This window comes from Nonomuraea sp. NPDC049486 (genome assembly GCF_040676925.1).
Lineage (GTDB): Bacteria > Actinomycetota > Actinomycetes > Streptosporangiales > Streptosporangiaceae > Nonomuraea > Nonomuraea ferruginea.
The window spans coordinates 383626-401448 of sequence record NZ_JBFAPV010000004.1; the positions used below are offsets into that span (position 1 = coordinate 383626).

Consider the following 17823-nt stretch of genomic DNA (forward strand, 5'->3'; position numbering starts at 1 on the left):
CGTGCGCAGCCCAATCTTCGGCAACCTCGACACCCAGCAGCTCCCGCCCGGCTTCGCCCTGCAGAACGGCAAGATGCTCCGGGTCGAGCTCCCCGAGGTGCTCGCCAAGCAGGGGTCGATGGTCGCCTTCCAGGGCAACTGGGACTTCGACTACGAAGGCTCCGGCGGGCTGGGCAAACTGTTCAAGAAGGCCATGACCGGCGAGGGCGCCTCGCTCATGCGGGTGCGCGGGCAGGGCGCGCTCTACCTCGCCGACAACGCCGACGACATCCACCTGTTCTACCTCGAGAACGAGGGCCTGACCGTCAACGGCCGCAACCTGCTCGCCTTCCAGCCGCAGATCAGCTGGGACATCCAGCGGGTGCAGGGGGCCGGGGTCGCGGCGGGCGGGCTGTTCAACACCACGCTCACCGGCACCGGATGGGTCGCCGTCACCACCCACGGCACCCCGGTCATGCTCGACGCGAGCCGCATGCCGACCTTCGCCGACGGGCAGTCGGCCGTGTGCTGGAGCGCCGCCCTGCACGTCGGCGTCAACCGCACCTTCAAGGCCGGCGCGCTGATCGGCCGGGGCAGCGGCGAGGCCATGCAACTGGCCTTCCAGGGCCAGGGTTTCGTCCTGGTCCAGGCCAGCGAGGGCCCGCTGGTGCCGAAGCCCGCCTGACGACACCGGCGCGGCCGAGGCAGCCGGTGCCAAGTCACCCGCAAGCCGCGGTCGCCATTCTGTCCCGCATGGGAAACTTCCCGCGGATCGTCCTGATCCTGCTCTGGCTGGCGGTCTGCCTGGCGCCGATCCCGGTGGCGGTGCCCGACTACCTGCTCACGCTCGGCCACACCGGCACACCCGGGACGCTCACGGTGGTGTCCTGCGAGTCGCTGGGCCGGGGCCGGTACGACTGCCGCGGCCGGTTCGTCCCCGACGACGGCGGCCGGCCCGTGATGGTGGCGACCTCGCCCGACTCGGACGCGGGCGACGTGACGCACGCCCGCCTCACCCCCGACGGCACCCGCGCGCTCCCCGACGGGCTCAAGGGCGTGCTCGCTGTCTCCGCCGTCCCGGCCGCCGGGCTCGCCGGCCTCGGTTTCCTCCCGTACGTGCTCGCGTACTGGTGGGGTGGGCCGAGGGCGCGCAGGCGAGCGGTCACGGTGGGGATCGTGACCACCTCGGTGGGCCTTCTGACCATGGTCGTCGGATTGGTGGCCGCGCACTCTTAAGGCACACACGCCGGAACCGGACCACCTCGACCGTCAACTGTGAGTAGTCGTCACGCAACCTACGCCGCACTCCTCTTCACCGAAGGAAAGGTCAAACTGGCGGTCATCACCGAGGTGCAACGTCAGCGCGACGACACCAAACACTGGACGTGGCTGGCCTACATCGCCAACATGCGTGCCCGCGACCGCTGTCAGGCGTTGCTGGTCGTCATCTGCCCCAACCGCGCCGTTGCCGCATGGGCGTCCCAGCACATCCAGACCGGCCATCCGGGCCTGGTCCTGCGTCCCTTCGTGATCGGCCCCGATAACACGCCCGTCATCACCGACGTAGCCGAGGCCGTCGGCAACATCGGCCTGGCGGCTATCGCTGCGATCACCCATAGTGAGAACCCGCAGATCAAAGCCATTCTCGCCACCCTGACAGAAGCTCTGGACCACATCGACCCGGAGAAGGCAGGACGCTACGCTGAGTATGTCACCGTGGCACTGGCGGGGGACGCGCAGAAAGAAATGGAGCGGCTCATGGCCACACAGACCTACCTCTACCAGGGCGAATATGCACAAAGCCTCATGGCGAAGGGTGAGGCCCGGGGTGAGGCCCGGGGTGAGGCCCGGGGTGAGGCCAAAGGGCTGCTCGTCGTGCTGGAGGCGCGCGGGTTCCGGGTGACCGAGGACGACCGGGATCGGATCATGTCCTGCACCGACATCAAGACGTTGGAAAGATGGCTGCAGCGGGCCGCGCTGGTCGACTCCGTGGACAAGCTCTTCGAGTGAGACACTCGGCCAGGGTTCTCCCACCGCCCAGGAGACGCTCCGCGTACTTCGGGTCACGCTGGCTCTCAGCAGCGGGCGACCGCATGGTCGGAGCCGGTGACCTGGGGAATCTCAGGTGGTGAAGCCGTCCTGCCGGACGCCTTCGGAGAGGACGGCCGCCAGCGCGGGGTTTCCGATGACGCGCACCGGCACCGTCAGCCACGTCCAGCGGGCGGCGGCGAGATCCGCCGGGATCGGCGCTTCAGCGTGGGAGACCAGTCGCCGCAGCGCGGCCTCGATGTGGGTGTCGGCCGCGCGGCCCTCAGCGTGGGAGTGATCCGGGCAGGTGGCGGGGACGAGGGGCCCCAGGCCGGCTATGGCGAGACAGGCGAGGGGCGGGAGGCGGCGGGCGGCCTCCAGGGCGAGGACCGCCCCCGGACCCCACCCGGCCAGCGCCACGGTGCCCCCGACGGCCGTCAGGACCGCCAGGAGGTCCTCCACTTCCCGCGCCACCGCGTAAGGGGCGGTCGTCCCGCTGCCGCCGGTGCCCCGCCGGTCGTAGCGGTATACGGTGAAACGCTCCGCCAGCAGGGCCGCCGCCCGATCGGGGAACCCGGCCAGGACCACCGCAGGTCCCTCCCCGTCCGTGCGGTACGCGATGGACGTCCCGTCGCAGGACGTGACCCGGGGCACGACGTCACCGGGGCGCGATGTTGAGGTTGAGCCGGAACAGGTTGTCCGGGTCGTACGTACGCTTCACCTCGGCCAGCCGGGCGTGATCGGCTTCCGTGTACGCGTCCGCGACCCGCCCGGCGTCGGCCAGGAAGTTGAGGAACGTGCCGCCGGTCCCGTGCGGCGACAGCGCGTCGGCCATGCCGGCGAGCCGCTCGCTCACGATGACCGAGAACGCCGCGCCCCGGTGCCCGACCGGCCCCGCGTCCGGGCCTGGACGGGACATCGCGCCGCCCCAGTGCCTGATCTCCACGGTGGCGTGCCGCCCGGCCTCCACCAGCGTGCTGATCACCTCGTCCGGCAGGTCGTGGAAGAAGTCGAGGTAGCGGGCCGGGGTGCCGCCCATGGCCGCGTCCGCGTACCGGACCGGCCGCACCTCGTCCCTGATCGCCGGCCCGGCCGCCTCCCACAGCGGCCGGAGCACCCGGTCGCCCCGCTCGGGCGCTCCCGCGTACATGGCCTTGATCCCGAGCACCCGCTCGGTCCCGCCCGGCAGCGTGGTGAGCATGACCGCCGTGCTCACCTCGTCGGGGGCCTGCGCCGCCCAGGCGCGGTAGTGGGCCAGGGTCTCGGCCGCTCGCTCGTACGGGAAGAAGGCGATCCCGGCATGGACCAGGTCGACCGGGTAGAGCCGGAACTCCAGCGAGGTGACGATCCCGAAGTTGCCGCCTCCGCCGCGCAGCGCCCAGAACAGGCCGGCGTGCCGGTCGGCGTCCGCCGTGACGGTCCGGCCGTCGGCGGTGACCACCTCGGCGCTCACGACGCTGTCGGCCGCGAGCCCGTACCTGCGCGCCAGCCACCCGACCCCGCCGCCGAGCGTGTAGCCCGTCACCCCGACGTCGGGCGACGACCCCGACAGCGGCGCCAGCCCGTACGCCGCGGCCTCCCGCAGCACCCGCCCCCACCGCACGCCGGGCCCGACCCGGGCCACCCGCCTCGCCGGGTCGATCTCCAGGCGGTCCAGCGCTCCCGTGCGCAGCAGGATCCCGCCGTCGGCCGGCACGTGCGTCCCGTGCCCGGTGGCCTGCACGGCCAGCGGCAGCCCGCACGTCCTGGCGGACACCAAGGCGGCCCGCACGTCGTCCGTCCGCGCCGCCTCCGCGACCATGACGGGCCGCGCGTCGACCGCCGGGTTCAACGACTGCCGGCCCAGCTCGTAGCCCTCGTCACCCGGCAGGTGCACGGCACCGGTGAAGCCGTCGATCCGGTCGGCGATGTTCGTCAGCATGATGCGTCCCTTCGGTGGTTGACCTGATCTCAGGCTCCTGCGGCACGCCCGCGGGGGCATCCGTATAGACCACGGATCCACCACGGATTCACCGCCCACCCGCACCCGTGGGCGATGATGGGGCCGTGACGGGCGGAGGGATGTCGGAGCGCGAGGCCGAGGTGCTCGCGGCGCTCGGGCACCGCCTCACCAACGCGCAGATCGCCGCCCGCCTGCACATCTCCGTCCGCACCGTCGAGAGTCACGTCTCGTCGCTGCTGCGCAAGCACGGGGCCGCCGACCGCAAGGAGCTGGCCGCGCTCGCCCGGCAGAGCCGGACGGGGGAGCTGGCTGGGCTGCCGGCGGCGCGCACGAGCTTCGTGGGGAGGTCGGCGGAGCGCGCGGAGATCATCGCGGCCTTCGAGTCCTCCCGCCTGGTGACGCTGGCAGGGCCCGGCGGGGTGGGCAAGACCCGGCTGGCGGTGGCGGTCGCCGGGGCGGCGGCGCCGTCGTTCCCGCACGGCGGCGCGTTCGTGGACCTGGTGCCGGTGCGCGACGGGTTCGTGGCGGAGGCGGTGGCCGCGGCGCTCGGCGTGGCGGAGCGACCGGGGCAGCCGCTGGAGGACGCGATCGCCGACCGGCTCGGGCGCGGGCGCGCGCTGCTGGTGCTGGACAACTGCGAGCACCTGCTCGATCCGGTGGCCGCGCTCGTGGACCGGCTGCTGGCGGTCTGTCCTGCCACCCGGGCGCTGGTGACCAGTCGCGAGCGGCTCGGTGTCCCTGGTGAGCGGGTCGTCTCCGTCGAGCCGTTGCCGCCGGGGTCCGACGCGGTCGAGCTGTTCCTCGACCGGGCGGGGGCCGCCGGGTTCGCCGCCGGGCGGGATGTCGCCTCGCGCATCTGCGCCCGGCTCGACGGGCTCCCGCTGGCGATCGAGCTGGCCGCCGCCCGGGGGGCCGCGCTGGGAGCCGATGGTCTGCTGGCGGCGCTCGACGACAACCTGCGGTTGCTGGCGGGCGGGCGTGGCGGCGACCGCCGGCACCGGTCGCTCCGGACCGTGCTGGGCTGGAGCCACGACCTGTTGGAGACGGACGAGCGCGCCCTGTTCCGGCGGCTGGCGGTGTTCGCCGGAGGGTTCGGCCTGGATGCCGTGGTGGCCGTGACGGGCGGCAGCCGGAGTGCCGCCGCCGACGTGCTGGGCAGGCTGGTCGACAAGAGCCTGGTCGTCCACCGTCGCGACGCCGGCGGCTGGCGCCTGCTGGAAACGGTCCGCGCCTTCGCCGCCGAACGCCTGGAGGAGAGCGGCGAGCTCCCGGACGCCCGGCGGCGTCACCTCGCCTGGGCTGTCGAGACGGCCGACGCGCTCACCACCGCCCGTGCGGACGACCCCGACACCGCCTGGTGGGGCCGGTTCGACGCGGTGGCCGACGACCTGCGAGCCGCCCTCGCCACCGCGACGGGTGTATCCGCGATCGCCGCCGGGCTCCCGTCCCCCGAGGGGACGTTCGCGGCGGGGACTGCGGATGGGGGAACCGGCGCGGGCGCTGATGGGTCGGGCGTGGGGGAGAGTGCGGGCGCTCGCGTGGGCGTGGATAGGGCAACCGGCACGGACGCTGACGGGACGGGTGCGGGGGAGAGTGCCGGTGCTCGCGTGGGCGTGGATGGGGGAACCGGCGCGGGCGCTGACGGGTCGGGTGTGGGGGAGAGTGCGGGCGCTCGCGTGGGCGTGGATGGGGGAACCGGCACGGACGCTGACGGGTCGGGTGTGGTGGGCGTTGGTGGGGAGGCGCATCGGCTGGCTAGGCGGTTGGCGGGGCTGACGTATGGGCGGAGGTTTTTGCGGGAGGCTGTCGCGCGTTATGAGCAGGCGGCGGTGCTGGCTCCTGGGGATGGGGAGGCGGCGCGGGATCTGGCCGACGCCGCCGAGTGCGCGCTGGCGTTCGCGCGTGCGGGGCAGGCGTATCGGCTGCAGCTCGGCGCCGCGGAGAGGGCGCGGGCGGCCGGGGACGGGAACGCCGAGGCGGTGGCGCTGGCGCGGGCGGCGGTGATCGCCGAGAGGCATCCGGGGTTCGGGTTCGACGACGAGCCGGAGGAGGAGCGGGTGCGGGCGCTGCCGGCGGAGGCGGCCGCGGCGGGAGACCTGGACGATCCGTACGTGGCCGCGCACGTGGCGGCGGCGCGCGCCTGGAGCACCGGACGGCCGGACGTGGCCGGGCGAGCGCTGGAGGCCGCACGGGCCACCGGGGACCCGGTGCTGACCAGCTCCGCGCTGGACGCCGTCATCTGCGCCGCCGACCGCGGGGGACGGGCCAGGGAGGCGTACCGGCTGGCGGGGGAGCGGCTCAAGCTGCTGCCCGCCATGGACGGCGACGACCCGCGGACCGGTATCGAGATCGTCGACGCGCTGCACACCGCGTCCTTCTTCGCCGTCGCCGTCGGCGACCTGCACGGGGCCTTGAAGGCGGCCCGGATGGCGGCGGACGACGACGTCACGGGCAGCCATCCCGCGCTGGCCGGCAGCAGGCTGGTGCCCCCGCTGGTGCTCGCGGGCGACTTCGACCAGGCGCTGGCGCGGGCGGCCGAGATGGTGGACGGCCAGGCGCGTGTGGACGCCCCGCCCGGACGGTGGATGGCTCCCGCCCTCGGCATGGTGGCACTGGCCCACGGCCTGCGCGGGGACGACACGGCATGCCAGGCGTGGCGGGCCCGCGCGATCGCCGTCGGCCACATCGGCCCGGCCTCCCGCTACGCCCCTCTGATCACCTTCATCGACGCCCGCCTCGCCATCCACCAAGCCGACCTCGCCCTCGCGCACACCTCGCCGCCGGCGGACGGCCCAGGGCGAGAGGGTGGCGGTGGGATGTTCGGGAGGTACGCGATCGCGGCGGTGGCGGAGTTGGCCGTGGTCCGCGGGGAGCCCGATGCCGCTGAGCGGGTGGCCGCGGCGAAGGCGGCGGGTGAGGAGAACGCGTGGGCCGCCGCCTGCCTGAAGCGGGCCCAAGGGCGGTTGCGGGGGGACCGGGAGGCGTTGGGCGAGTCGGCGGAGATGTGGGGGCGGATCGGGGCGGCCCATGAGCGGGAGGCCACACTCCGGTTGCTCAACTTGACCGATCGTTCTGGATAGAGCTAGGTTCTCCGGTATGGCGAGGAGTAAGGAGTTCGACCCCGACGCGGTGCTGCAGCGTGCGCTGGAGCTGTTCTGGGAGCGCGGTTACGAGGCGACCTCCATGGCCGACCTCGTGGCCCACCTGGGCATAGCGCGGGCGAGCATCTACGCCACGTTCGGCGGCAAGCGCGAGCTCTACCTCAAGGCCCTGGAGCGCTATCTGCACAACATGGACCCGGCCGTCCTGGACGCGCTGTCCCAGCCCGGCCCGGTGCTGCCGGCCGTGCGCGCGCTGATCAGGACGTACGCGGAGGAGTCCGGCGGCGACGACCGGCGGGGCTGCATGGTCGTGAACGCCGCGGTCGAGCTGGCGCCGCGCGACCCGGCCGCGGCCGCGTTCGTGGAGGCCAGCTGGAGCCACCTGGAGACGGTGCTGACCTCGGCCCTGACCAGGGCGCGCGCCCAGGGCGAGCTGGCTCCGGGCAAGGACCCGCGGGCCGTCGCCCGCATGCTGCTGGTGCTCATGCAGGGGATGCGGGTGCTCGGCCGGACTCCCGGCGGCGCCGCCCGGCTGGACGACGCCGCCGACCAGGCGCTGGCCGTGCTGGGCTGACGCGGCCCTTTTTCATGCTCAAATTCTAGACCGATCATTCTCGATAAAGGGGTTTGCCATGCAGGGCAAGGTCGTTCTCATCACCGGCGGTTCCTCCGGCATCGGCTACGCGACCGCCCGGGCGTTCGCGGCAGAAGGCGCCACCGTCGTGATCACCGGGCGGGACGAGGGGCGGCTCGCCGACGCGGCCAAGCGGCTCGCCGACGCGGCCAAGCGGCTCGCCGCCGACTGGATCGCCGCCGACGTCTCCAGCGCCGCCGACTGCGCCCGCATGGTCGCCACCGCCGCCGACCGGCACGGCGGCCTGCACGTCGCCGTCAACAACGCGGGCGTGCTGGGCCGCACCGGCCCGCTCGCCGACCTGGACCCCGCCGACTGGACGGCCCTGCTCGGCGCCAACCTGACGGGCGTGTTCCACTCCATGAAGTACGAGATCGCGTACATGAAGGAGCACGGCGGCGGATCGATCGTGAACGTGGCCTCCAACATCGGCGCGCACCGCCGCATCCCGGGCATGGCCGCGTACGCCGCCTCCAAGGCCGCCGTCAGCGTGCTCTCCAAAGCCGCCGCGCTGGAGTACGCCGCCGACGGCATCCGGATCAACTCCGTCAGCCCCGGCGCCACCGACACGACCATGAGCTTCCTGCCCGGTGAGACCTCCGCCGAGCGGGACGCCAGGCTCGCTCCGTCGATGCCGCTCGGCCGCGTCGCCGACCCCGACGAGGTGGCCGCCGCCGTGCTCTGGCTGGCCGGTGCCCGGTCGAGCTTCGTCGCCGGCCACGACCTGGTGGTGGACGGCGCGGCCAGCGCCTGATCTCACCCTTCGGCGAAGAACAGGAAGGCCGCGGCGTCACGGGCCAGCAGGAAGCCGGCGATGGCCAGCGTCCAGCCCACCGCCGACGCCGCGTGCCTGGCCAGCCATGCGCGCAGCCGTACGAGCTTCGGCTCCACCCAGGCCGCGGCCGTCGCGCGCAGCCCGAGCAGCGCCAGCACCGGCACGAACATGAGGGCCACGTACGCGGCGAGCAGCGGCAGCCACTGACCGGCGGGGAGCGCCGCGGTCGTCATGATCCCGATGGCCGCGAGGTAGGGCACCATGGTGGCCACCTCCAGCGTTCCCGCCGTCAGCCCGAGCAGCACCATCGCGCGCGGCCCGCCCATCCGGGGCTCCAGCCGCGGGCCCTTGCCGCGCTTGCCGTCGAAGCGGAAGCTCAGCGCGAACAGGCCCACGCCGAGCACGAGCTGCACCCAGTACGCGGCCTCGCTCTGCAGTGCGTCGCCGAAGTTCTCCATGGCTGTGGACAGCCCGAGCATGAGGCCCACCCCGACGAGGTAGTAGAACACCGCCACCGTCGCCAGGTAGAGGAGCAGCCGCGGCGCCTGCCCGCGCTCCGACGCCACCATCAGGTAGACGGGGATGCCCAGGGTGCCGAAGCTGGTGCTGTCGACGATCGCGAGGGCGGCCAGGGTGAGCAGCAGGCCGGTGGTCATGTCACCGATCCTGGCCGAGCGGCCTCGGTCGTCGCATCCTGCTCATGGCCGAAGAGGCGCGTACATCTTTCTGCCTACGGGGCCCGCGTTCCCGTACTCGCGGGCGCGTACGGGGGAGACAACCGCGGGGCGACGCCGCGCGCCGAGCCGTGCTCCTACCGTCGGACGATGAGGAAGACGAACTCTCTCGGAATGTCACCGGTCGCCGTCGCGGGGCTGGCCGCGCTCGGCGTGCCGCGGGTGATCGCGCACGATCTGGGGCTGGTCGGCCCGGTCGTCAACGCCGTGCTGGTGTTCCTGCCGGTCGCGATCTGGCTGGGCGTCGTGCTGTGGAGGCGGGTGCCGAACCCGTTCCTGACGCTGCTGGCGATCGGCGGCGCCTACGGGGTGCTGCTGGCGATCACCCACCAGCTGCTCTGGTCGTCGGCGTTCGGTGAGGACGCGCCGCGGCTGGGCGGCAACCTGGCGGGCGGGCTGTCGCCCGGCGCGGAGGAGGCGCTGATGCGGACGTTCGCGTTCGGCAGCAGCGTGTTCACCGGGGTCATGGTCGGGCTGGTCGTGGGCGCGGTCGGCTGGGTGCTGTCGCGCGCGGTGCCGGCGTTCCGGCCCCGGGGCCGCGAGACCGGGTCCTGAGGCCGGAACGGCGGGTGGTCAGCGGACGGCGTGCGGGCGACGTCGCGCCAGGAGCAGCCCCAGGGCGATCATGCCCACGCCCAGGACCAGGTGGAGCCAGTTGTCCGCGTTGTTGACCGGCACGAAGTTCGCCGCGCTGTCGTGGTCGACCAGCATGCCGTAGATCCACAGCAGCAGGTAGACGACGCCGCCGCCGACGAGGAAGTTGCGGGCGCCCGACACCGTGCGGGCGAGCAGGATGCCGGCGACCCCGAACAACAGGTGCACGATGTTGTGCAGGATCGACACCTGGAACACGCCCAGGAGCATCGCTTCCGAGTCGTGCGAGGCGAACTGGAGCTGGTCGTAGTCCGTGGTGATGCCGGGAACGAACCCCAGCACACCGACCAGCAGGAACACGGCTCCCGTGACGAGTGCCGCTAATTGCACGGGGGTCCGGGTGCCGGCTGTACGGGGGGTGTTCATAGGAGCTCCCTCGGGACGGGTCTCTTGTGGATCCGCCGTCTGCCCTCCGCGGGCAGGCGCTAACGCGACCGCCCGAACGGACTCTCCGGAATCGAGTCATTACTCTGCGCATAAGGTTCCGATCGGTTGCTCACGGTCACCGTTGGTAGATACACGACATGGTCAACGAGCGAACGGCCGAGGAGCCCAAGGAGGGAGCCACCGGGGCCCTCCTGCGGATCGGAGACTTCTTCAGCCGGGGCGTCTATTCGGGCGACCTGAGGGACGTGTCCTATCGGGGCGGACGGGCGGGCGAGGTCTTCTACCGCGACCGCTGGTCGCACGACAAGATCGTGCGGTCGACCCACGGGGTGAACTGCACGGGCTCCTGCTCCTGGAAGGTGTACGTCAAGGACGGCATCATCACCTGGGAGACCCAGGAGATCGACTATCCGACGGCCGGCCCCGACCGCCCCGAGTACGAACCCCGGGGCTGCCCGCGCGGAGCGGCGTTCTCCTGGTACACCTACCACCCGACCCGGGTGCGCTACCCGTACGCGCGCGGCGTCCTCGTGGAGATGTACCGCGAGGCCCGCAGGCGGCTCGGCGACCCGGTCCTGGCCTGGGCGGACGTCGTGGGCGACCCGGAGCGGCGGCGCCGCTACCAGCAGGCGCGCGGCAAGGGCGGGCTGGTGCGCACCACCTGGGACGAGGCGCTGGAGATGATCGCCGCCGCCCATGTGCACACCATCAAGGAGCACGGCCCCGACCGGATCGCCGGGTTCACCCCCATCCCCGGCCAGTCGATGCTGTCCCACGCGATCGGCACCCGGTTCCTGTCGCTGATCGGCGGCCAGGCGCTGTCGTTCTACGACTGGTACGCCGACCTGCCGGTGGCCTCCCCGCAGGTGTTCGGCGACCAGACCGACGTGCCGGTGTCCGGCGACTGGTGGGACGCGGCCTACCTGATCATGTGGGGCTCCAACGTCCCCGTCACCCGCACGCCCGACGCGCACTGGATGGTCGAGGCACGCTACAACGGCCAGAAGGTGGTCGTGGTCTCCCCCGACTACGCCGACAACAGCAAGTTCGCCGACGACTGGCTGCACCCCCATCCCGGCACCGACGGCGCGCTGGCCCACGCGATGGGCCAGGTGATCCTGCGCGAGTGCTTCGTCGAGCGGCAGGTGCCGTACTTCCTCGACTACGTGCGCCGCTTCACCGACATGCCGTTCCTGGTCCGGCTGGAGGAGAAGGACGGCGCGTACGTCCCGGGGCGGTTCCTGCGCGCCGCCGACCTCGGCGGGGAGCACGCCGCGGCCGAGAACGCCGAATGGCGCACCGTGCTGCTGGACGAGGCCACCGGCGACGTGGTCGTCCCCTCCGGCACCGTCGCCGACCGCTGGTCGCACGAGGACGGACGCTGGAACCTCGACCTCGGCGACGTCCTGCCCCGGCTCACCTTGCACGGCCTGCCCGACGCCGTGGGCGCCGAGGTGCTGCTTCCCCGGTTCGACACCGCCGACGGCTCGGGGGCGGTGCTCAAGCGCGGCGTCCCGGCCAGACGGCTGACGCCCGGCGGGCCGCTGGTCACGACCGTGTACGACCTGATGCTGGCGCGCTACGGCGTCGGCCGGGACGGCATGCCAGGCGACTGGCCGACCGGCTACGACGACGCGGCCTCGCCCGGAACCCCGGCCTGGCAGGAGACGATCACCTCGGTGCCGGCCGCCGCGGCCATCCGGATCGCCCGCGAGTTCGCCATGACCGCCGAGAGCACCGACGGCCGCTGCATGATCCTCATGGGCGCCGGCACCAACCACTGGTTCCATTCGGAGACCACGTACCGCAACTTCATCACGCTGCTGCTGATCACCGGCTGCATCGGACGCAACGGCGGCGGCTGGGCCCACTACGTCGGCCAGGAGAAGTGCCGCCCGCTCACCGGCTGGACCACGCTGGCCACCGCGAACGACTGGAAACGGCCGAGCCGGCAGATGATCGGCACCGGCTTCTTCTTCCTCAACACCGACCAGTGGCGCTACGACCACTTCCGCGCCGACGCCCTGGCCTCGCCGCTCGGCGAGGGACGCTTCGAAGGGATGACGGCGGTCGACATCCTGGCCCAGTCGGCCCGGCTCGGCTGGATGCCGTCCTATCCCACCTTCGACCGCAACCCGCTGGACCTGGCCGACGAGGCCCGCGCCTCCGGCCGGGACCCGGGCGAGCACGTCGCCGGGGAACTGGCGGCGGGCAGGCTCAAGTTCTGCGCTGAGGACCCGGACCATCCGGGCAACTGGCCGCGCATCCTCATCGCGTGGCGGGCCAACCTGCTCGGCTCGTCCGCCAAAGGCGCCGAGTACTTCCAGCGCCACCTGCTGGGCACGCTCAGCAACTTGCGGGCCACCGAGGCGCCGGAGGACGTCCGGCCAAGGGACGTGCGCTGGCGCGACCCCGCGCCCGAGGGCAAACTCGACCTGCTGCTCTCGCTGGACTTCCGGATGACGTCCACGACCCTGCTGTCCGACATCGTGCTCCCGGCCGCGACCTGGTACGAGAAGCACGATCTCAACTCGACCGACATGCACCCGTACGTGCACTCGTTCAACCCGGCGGTGGAGCCGCCCTGGCAGGCCCGCACCGACTTCGAGATCTTCAACGACATCGCCGACGGCGTGTCCGAGCTGGCCGGCGAGCATCTGGGCACCCGGTACGACCTGGTGGCCACGCCCTTCCAGCACGACACACCAGGCGAACTGGGCAACCCTGCGGGCGCCGCGCGGGACTGGCGGGCCGACGGATCGACCCCGGTCCCGGGCCGGACCATGCCGAGCGTGACCGTCGTCGAGCGGGACTACACGGCGATCTCCGCCCAACTGCGCGCCCTCGGCCCGCTCGCCGCGTCCGAGGGCGTGCCCTGCAAGGGCGTCACCTACCAGGTGGATCACGAGATCAGGCTGCTGGGCCAGGTGAACGGCGTCGCGCGCGGCGGCCCCGCCGACGGCCTGCCGCTGATCGACACCGGCAAGAAGGCGTGCGAGGCGATCCTGACGCTGTCCGGCTCGACCAACGGCCGCCTCGCCGACCAGGGCTTCCGCACCCTGGCCCGGAAGGTGGGCGCCGGCGAAGGGCTGGCCGGTCTGGCCCGCGCCGACGCCGACCGCCGCATCACCTACGCCGCCACCCAGGCGCACCCGCAGACCACCATCACCAGCCCCGAATGGGCGGGCATCGAGACCACCGAACGCCAGTACAGCGCCTTCACCATCAACACCGAGCACGGCAAGCCCTGGCACACCCTGACCGGGCGCATGCACTTCTTCCTGGACCACGACTGGATCGCCGAGCTCGGCGAGAACCTGCCGACGTACCGGCCGCCGCTGAACATGCACCGGCTGTTCGGCGAGCCCGTCCTCGGCCCGGACGGCGCGCGCGAGGTGACCGTGCGCTACCTCACCCCGCACAACAAGTGGTCCATCCACTCGGAGTACCAGGACAACCTGATCATGCTGTCGCTGTCGCGGGGCGGTCAGGTCATCTGGATCAGCCCGCAGGACGCCGATGCCATCGGCGTCGCCGACAACGACTGGATCGAGGCGGTCAACCGCAACGGCGTGGTGGTCGCCCGGGCCATCGTGTCCTACCGGATGCCGGCCGGGACGGTCTACATGCACCACGCCCAGGACCGCGTCATCGCCGTCCCCAAGAGCGAGACCACCGGACGGCGGGGCGGCATCCACAACTCGCTGACCCGCGTGCTCGTCAAACCCACCCATTTCATCGGGGGATACGCGCAGCTCTCCTTCTTCCCCAACTACATGGGCCCGGTCGGCACCCAGCGTGACGAGATCACGGTGATCCGGCGGCGGGCGCAGAAGGTGGAGTACTGATGCGCGTCATGGCCCAGATCTGCATGGTGATGAACCTGGACAAGTGCATCGGGTGCCACACCTGCTCGGTCACCTGCAAGCAGACGTGGACGAGCCGGCCCGGCGTCGAGTACGTGTGGTTCAACAACGTGGAGACGCGTCCGGGGCAGGGCTATCCGCGCCGCTACGAGGACCAGGAACGCTGGCGGGGCGGCTGGAAGCTGACCGCGCGGGGCCGGCTGGTGCCCAAGGCGGGCGGCCGGATGCGCCGGCTGGCGAGCATCTTCGCCAACCCGCTGCTGCCCAACATCCGCGACTACTACGAGCCGTGGACCTACGACTACAACGCCCTGTTCGACACCCCCGCCGGTGACGACTTCCCGGTGGCGGCGCCCCGCTCGCTCATCAGCGGCCAGCGGATGGACAACATCACCTGGTCGGCCAACTGGGACGACAACCTGGGCGGCATGCCGCAGCACGAGGGCGACGACGTCGTCCTGCAGCGGATCCAGGACAAGGTGCGGATGGAGCTCGAACAGACCTTCATGTTCTACCTGCCGCGCATCTGCGAGCACTGCATCAACCCGTCGTGCGTGGCGTCCTGCCCGTCGGGCGCGCTCTACAAGCGCGTGGAGGACGGGATCGTGCTGGTCGACCAGGACCGCTGCCGCGGCTGGCGGATGTGCGTCACGGGCTGCCCGTACAAGAAGATGTACTTCAACCACCGCACCGGCAAGGCCGAGAAGTGCACCTTCTGCTTCCCGCGCATCGAGGTCGGCCAGCCCACCGTCTGCTCCGAGACGTGCGTCGGCCGGTTGCGCTACATCGGCGTGCTGCTGTACGACGCCGACCGGGCCCCGGCGGCCGCCGCGACCCCGCGCGAGCAGGACCTCTACCCCGCGCAGCTCGACCTGTTCCTGAACCCGCACGACCCGGACGTCCGGCGGGCCGCCGAGGCGGCGGGCATCCCGCACGACTGGATCCAGGCGGCCCGCCGCTCGCCCGTCTACGACCTGATCGCCACCTACGGCGTGGCGCTGCCGCTGCATCCGGAGTACCGCACGCTGCCGATGGTCTGGTACGTGCCTCCGCTGTCGCCCGTGGTGGAGGCGATCACCGCCTCGGGCCACGACGGCGAGGACTACCGGAACCTGTTCGGCGCCATCGACACGCTCCGCATCCCGGTCTCGTACCTGGCCGAGCTCTTCACGGCAGGTGACCCGGCCCCCGTCGAGCTGGCGCTGCGGCGGCTGGCCGCGATGCGCTCCCATCGGCGGCGGATCAACCTCGGCGAGCCGGTCGACCCGGAGATCGCCGCCTCGGTCGGCTTCGACGTCGAGAAACTGGACGCCATGTTCCGGCTGCTCTCCCTGGCGAAGTACGAGGAACGCTACGTCATCCCGACAGCCGCCGCCGGAGACGTACGAGCCTTGGAGGAGACCGCGCTGAGCGGATGCAGCCTCGACTACGAGGGCGGCCCGGGGATGGGCGGCACCGAGTCGTCGGGGCCGTTCGGCGAGGCGTCCGGCCGGCCGGCGCCGCAGGCCGTGGAGACCTTCCACGTCCTGCGGCAGCGCCAGACCTCGGAGTCGGCCGCCGACACCTCCGGCCACGAGGGCCGGATCAACCTGCTCAACTGGGACGGCCGCGGCCTCCCCGAAGGGCTGTTTCCGTACCGGGCGAAAGGCGGCGCCCGGGGCGGTCAGGTGGACAGGGGCGAGGACCTGGGCGCCGAACCCGGCGAGATCAGCGAGCGGCGCGAGCGCGGAGAGTCGTGATGAAGCCACCCTGGACCTCGCGGCGGCCCCGGCTGCCCGCCGACGGCGTGGCCGTGGTGCGGCGGGCGGCCGGGATGTGCCTGCGCTACCCCGACCGGGCCCTGTTCGACCGGCTGCCGCTGATCAGGGCCGCGCTCGCCGAGACCGGCGCGCACCCGCCGGTGTCCGCCGTCGCCGAGTTCGCGGAGCACCTGGCGGGCCTGGAGCCGCTGCGGGCCGAGGAGCACTACGTGGCGGTCTTCGACGTCCGCAACCGCCGCTCGCTGCACCTGACCTGGTGGACCGACGGCGACACCCGCCGCCGGGGGTTCTCCCTCGCCGCGATCAAGGCGCGCTACCGGGCGCACGGCCTGACGCCTCCGGGCAGGGACGAGCTGCCCGACTACCTGCCCGTCGTCCTGGAGTACGCGACCCTGGAGCGCGAGGACGGCACAGAGCTGCTCCAGGAGCACCGGGCCGGGCTCGAACTGCTGAGGTTCGCCCTGGTCAAAGCCGCCACGCCGTACGCGCGACTGCTGGAGGCGGTGTGCGGCACGCTGCCCGGGGCCTCTCCCGGCACCCCCGAGGAGGCCGCCCGGATGGCCCGCCGCCCGATCGGCGGCGGACCCGAACTGGTCGGGCTGGACACCATCGGACTCCCCTCGTCGCTTCCCTTCGCCATCACCGGGGGTCTCAAGTGATCTCGCCCGTCGACGTCTTCCTGTGGGGCGCGTTCCCCTACATCGCCGTGGCGATCCTCGTCACCGGCCTCATCTGGCGGTACCGCTACGACAAGTTCGGCTGGACGACCCGCTCGTCCGAGCTGTACGAGTCGCGGCTGCTGCGGTGGGGGAGCCCGATGTTCCACATCGGGCTGCTCGTCGTGCTGATGGGCCACATCCTCGGCCTGTTCATCCCGGACAGCTGGACGGCCGCGATCGGGGTCAGCGAGACCACTTACAGCTTCCTGGCGATCTCGCTCGGCGTCGCCGCCGGCGTGCTCACCTACGCCGGCATCGCCCTGCTCGTATGGCGGCGGCGCACCACCGGGCCGGTCTTCCTGGCCACGACCGTCAACGACAAGTTCATGTACGTCGTCCTGGTCGCGGCGCTGACGCTCGGGCTGGCCACCACGCTGATCAACGCCTCGACGCTGCACTACAACTACCGCGTCGACGTCTCGCCCTGGGTGCGCAGCCTCTTCGTGTTCCAGCCCGAGGTGGCGCTCATGGCGCGCACGCCGATCGAGTACCGCGTCCACGCGATCTCCGGGCTGGTGCTGTTCGCGATCGTGCCCTTCACCCGGCTGGTCCACGCGTTCACCGCGCCCGTGCACTACCTGTTCAGGCCGTACATCGTCTACCGGGCCCGCGACCCGCGGAACATCGGCACCGCGGCGCTCCGGCCGGGGTGGAAGCGGAGCGACGTATGACCCGCGAGGCGAAGCCCTACTATCTGGAGTCGCTGGAGGACCGGTATCCCAGGTGGGCGGTGCGTTCGGTCTACACGGGCGTCAACAGCTTCATCTCGATCTTCCTCATGGCGATCATCGCCTACAACACCCACGCCCCGTTCGTCTTCCCGTCACTCGGGCCCACGGCCTTCCTGCTGTTCTACACGCCGCTGGCGGCCGCGTCCGCCCCGCACAACACCCTGGTCGGGCACCTGATCGGCCTGCTGGCCGGATGGTTCTCGCTGGCGGTCACCGGGCTGCTCGCCGTGCCGCCCGACCTGGAGAAGATCGACTGGCAGCGGATCCTGGCCTGCGCCATCGCGCTCGGCCTGACCTGCGGGCTGATGCCGATCTTCCAGGCGGCGCATCCGCCGGCCGGCGCCACCACCCTGATCGTCTCGCTGGGCCTGATACGGACCCCGGAACACCTGCTGATCATGATGGTCGCGGTGTTCGTCATCGTCCTGCAGGGCTTCGTCATCAACCGGGCGGCCGGCCTGCCCTATCCGATGTGGCGCAAGCGCGCGCAGAACGCGCCGCCGGACGACTGAC

The 17823-nt window shown here is 72.2% G+C and carries 16 protein-coding genes; 12 read left to right on the forward strand and 4 right to left on the reverse strand.

Annotated features, from left to right (window positions below):
* Position 1 precedes the first annotated feature (1 nt).
* The 3 genes from AB0K05_RS14210 (at position 2) to AB0K05_RS14220 (ending at position 1989) form a co-directional block, all read left to right on the forward strand.
* The gene (locus tag AB0K05_RS14210; RefSeq protein WP_187281504.1) at positions 2-664 is read left to right on the forward strand and encodes an AIM24 family protein; all 663 of its coding nucleotides are present in this window, start codon (positions 2-4) and stop codon (positions 662-664) included.
* Positions 665-732: 68 nt separating this feature from the next.
* Positions 733-1215, forward strand: a complete 483-nt coding sequence (locus AB0K05_RS14215) for a hypothetical protein (RefSeq protein ID WP_364229331.1) — start codon at positions 733-735, stop codon at positions 1213-1215.
* 39 nt (positions 1216-1254) lie between these two features.
* A complete protein-coding gene (locus AB0K05_RS14220) occupies positions 1255-1989 on the forward strand; it encodes a hypothetical protein (RefSeq protein WP_364229333.1) in 735 nt (244 codons plus the stop codon).
* Between the two features lie 111 nt (positions 1990-2100).
* Here AB0K05_RS14220 and AB0K05_RS14225 read toward each other — a convergent pair whose 3' ends face one another.
* Both AB0K05_RS14225 and AB0K05_RS14230 read right to left on the reverse strand, forming a co-directional pair.
* On the reverse strand, positions 2101-2661 hold the full coding sequence (locus AB0K05_RS14225; RefSeq protein ID WP_148035478.1) for an alpha/beta fold hydrolase: 561 nt from the start codon (positions 2659-2661) through the stop codon (positions 2101-2103).
* A 4-nt stretch (positions 2662-2665) separates the two neighbouring features.
* Positions 2666-3928 carry an FAD-binding protein gene (locus tag AB0K05_RS14230; protein WP_364229335.1) on the reverse strand — a complete coding sequence of 421 codons (1263 nt, stop codon included), beginning with the start codon at positions 3926-3928 and terminating at the stop codon, positions 2666-2668.
* A 125-nt stretch (positions 3929-4053) separates the two neighbouring features.
* Here AB0K05_RS14230 and AB0K05_RS14235 point away from each other — a divergent pair, with 125 nt between their 5' ends.
* From AB0K05_RS14235 to AB0K05_RS14245, 3 genes are read left to right on the forward strand one after another with little or no spacing between them, the layout of a single operon-like run.
* Positions 4054-7029, forward strand: a complete 2976-nt coding sequence (locus AB0K05_RS14235) for a LuxR C-terminal-related transcriptional regulator (protein WP_364229337.1) — start codon at positions 4054-4056, stop codon at positions 7027-7029.
* A gap of 16 nt (positions 7030-7045) precedes the next feature.
* Entirely contained in the window at positions 7046-7624 is a 579-nt protein-coding gene (locus AB0K05_RS14240; protein ID WP_364229339.1) for a TetR/AcrR family transcriptional regulator, read from the forward strand.
* 58 nt (positions 7625-7682) lie between these two features.
* On the forward strand, positions 7683-8438 hold the full coding sequence (locus AB0K05_RS14245; RefSeq protein WP_364229341.1) for a glucose 1-dehydrogenase: 756 nt from the start codon (positions 7683-7685) through the stop codon (positions 8436-8438).
* A 2-nt stretch (positions 8439-8440) separates the two neighbouring features.
* Here AB0K05_RS14245 and AB0K05_RS14250 read toward each other — a convergent pair whose 3' ends face one another.
* Positions 8441-9115 (reverse strand): GAP family protein, encoded by a 675-nt coding sequence (locus AB0K05_RS14250; protein WP_364229343.1) that lies wholly within the window; start codon positions 9113-9115, stop codon positions 8441-8443.
* Positions 9116-9283: 168 nt separating this feature from the next.
* Here AB0K05_RS14250 and AB0K05_RS14255 point away from each other — a divergent pair, with 168 nt between their 5' ends.
* Positions 9284-9748, forward strand: coding sequence for a hypothetical protein (locus tag AB0K05_RS14255; RefSeq protein ID WP_187281503.1), 465 nt, complete (start codon positions 9284-9286; stop codon positions 9746-9748).
* A gap of 18 nt (positions 9749-9766) precedes the next feature.
* Here AB0K05_RS14255 and AB0K05_RS14260 read toward each other — a convergent pair whose 3' ends face one another.
* Positions 9767-10213, reverse strand: coding sequence for a DUF4383 domain-containing protein (locus AB0K05_RS14260; protein WP_148035472.1), 447 nt, complete (start codon positions 10211-10213; stop codon positions 9767-9769).
* 158 nt (positions 10214-10371) lie between these two features.
* On the opposite strand from AB0K05_RS14260, the gene AB0K05_RS14265 reads away from it, so the two are divergent.
* The 5 genes from AB0K05_RS14265 to AB0K05_RS14285 are packed head-to-tail and all read left to right on the forward strand — an operon-like array spanning position 10372 to position 17822.
* On the forward strand, positions 10372-14082 hold the full coding sequence (locus AB0K05_RS14265; RefSeq protein WP_364229345.1) for a nitrate reductase subunit alpha: 3711 nt from the start codon (positions 10372-10374) through the stop codon (positions 14080-14082).
* A complete protein-coding gene (gene narH, locus AB0K05_RS14270) occupies positions 14082-15839 on the forward strand; it encodes a nitrate reductase subunit beta (RefSeq protein WP_364229347.1) in 1758 nt (585 codons plus the stop codon). The genes AB0K05_RS14265 and narH overlap by 1 nt, the downstream gene beginning before the upstream one ends.
* Positions 15839-16519, forward strand: coding sequence for a nitrate reductase molybdenum cofactor assembly chaperone (narJ, locus tag AB0K05_RS14275; RefSeq protein WP_364229349.1), 681 nt, complete (start codon positions 15839-15841; stop codon positions 16517-16519). The genes narH and narJ overlap by 1 nt, the downstream gene beginning before the upstream one ends.
* Entirely contained in the window at positions 16516-17250 is a 735-nt protein-coding gene (gene narI / locus AB0K05_RS14280; RefSeq protein WP_364229351.1) for a respiratory nitrate reductase subunit gamma, read from the forward strand. Before narJ ends, narI begins: the two co-directional genes overlap by 4 nt.
* The gene (locus AB0K05_RS14285) at positions 17247-17822 is read left to right on the forward strand and encodes an HPP family protein (RefSeq protein WP_148035467.1); all 576 of its coding nucleotides are present in this window, start codon (positions 17247-17249) and stop codon (positions 17820-17822) included. Before narI ends, AB0K05_RS14285 begins: the two co-directional genes overlap by 4 nt.
* Position 17823: the final 1 nt, after the last annotated feature.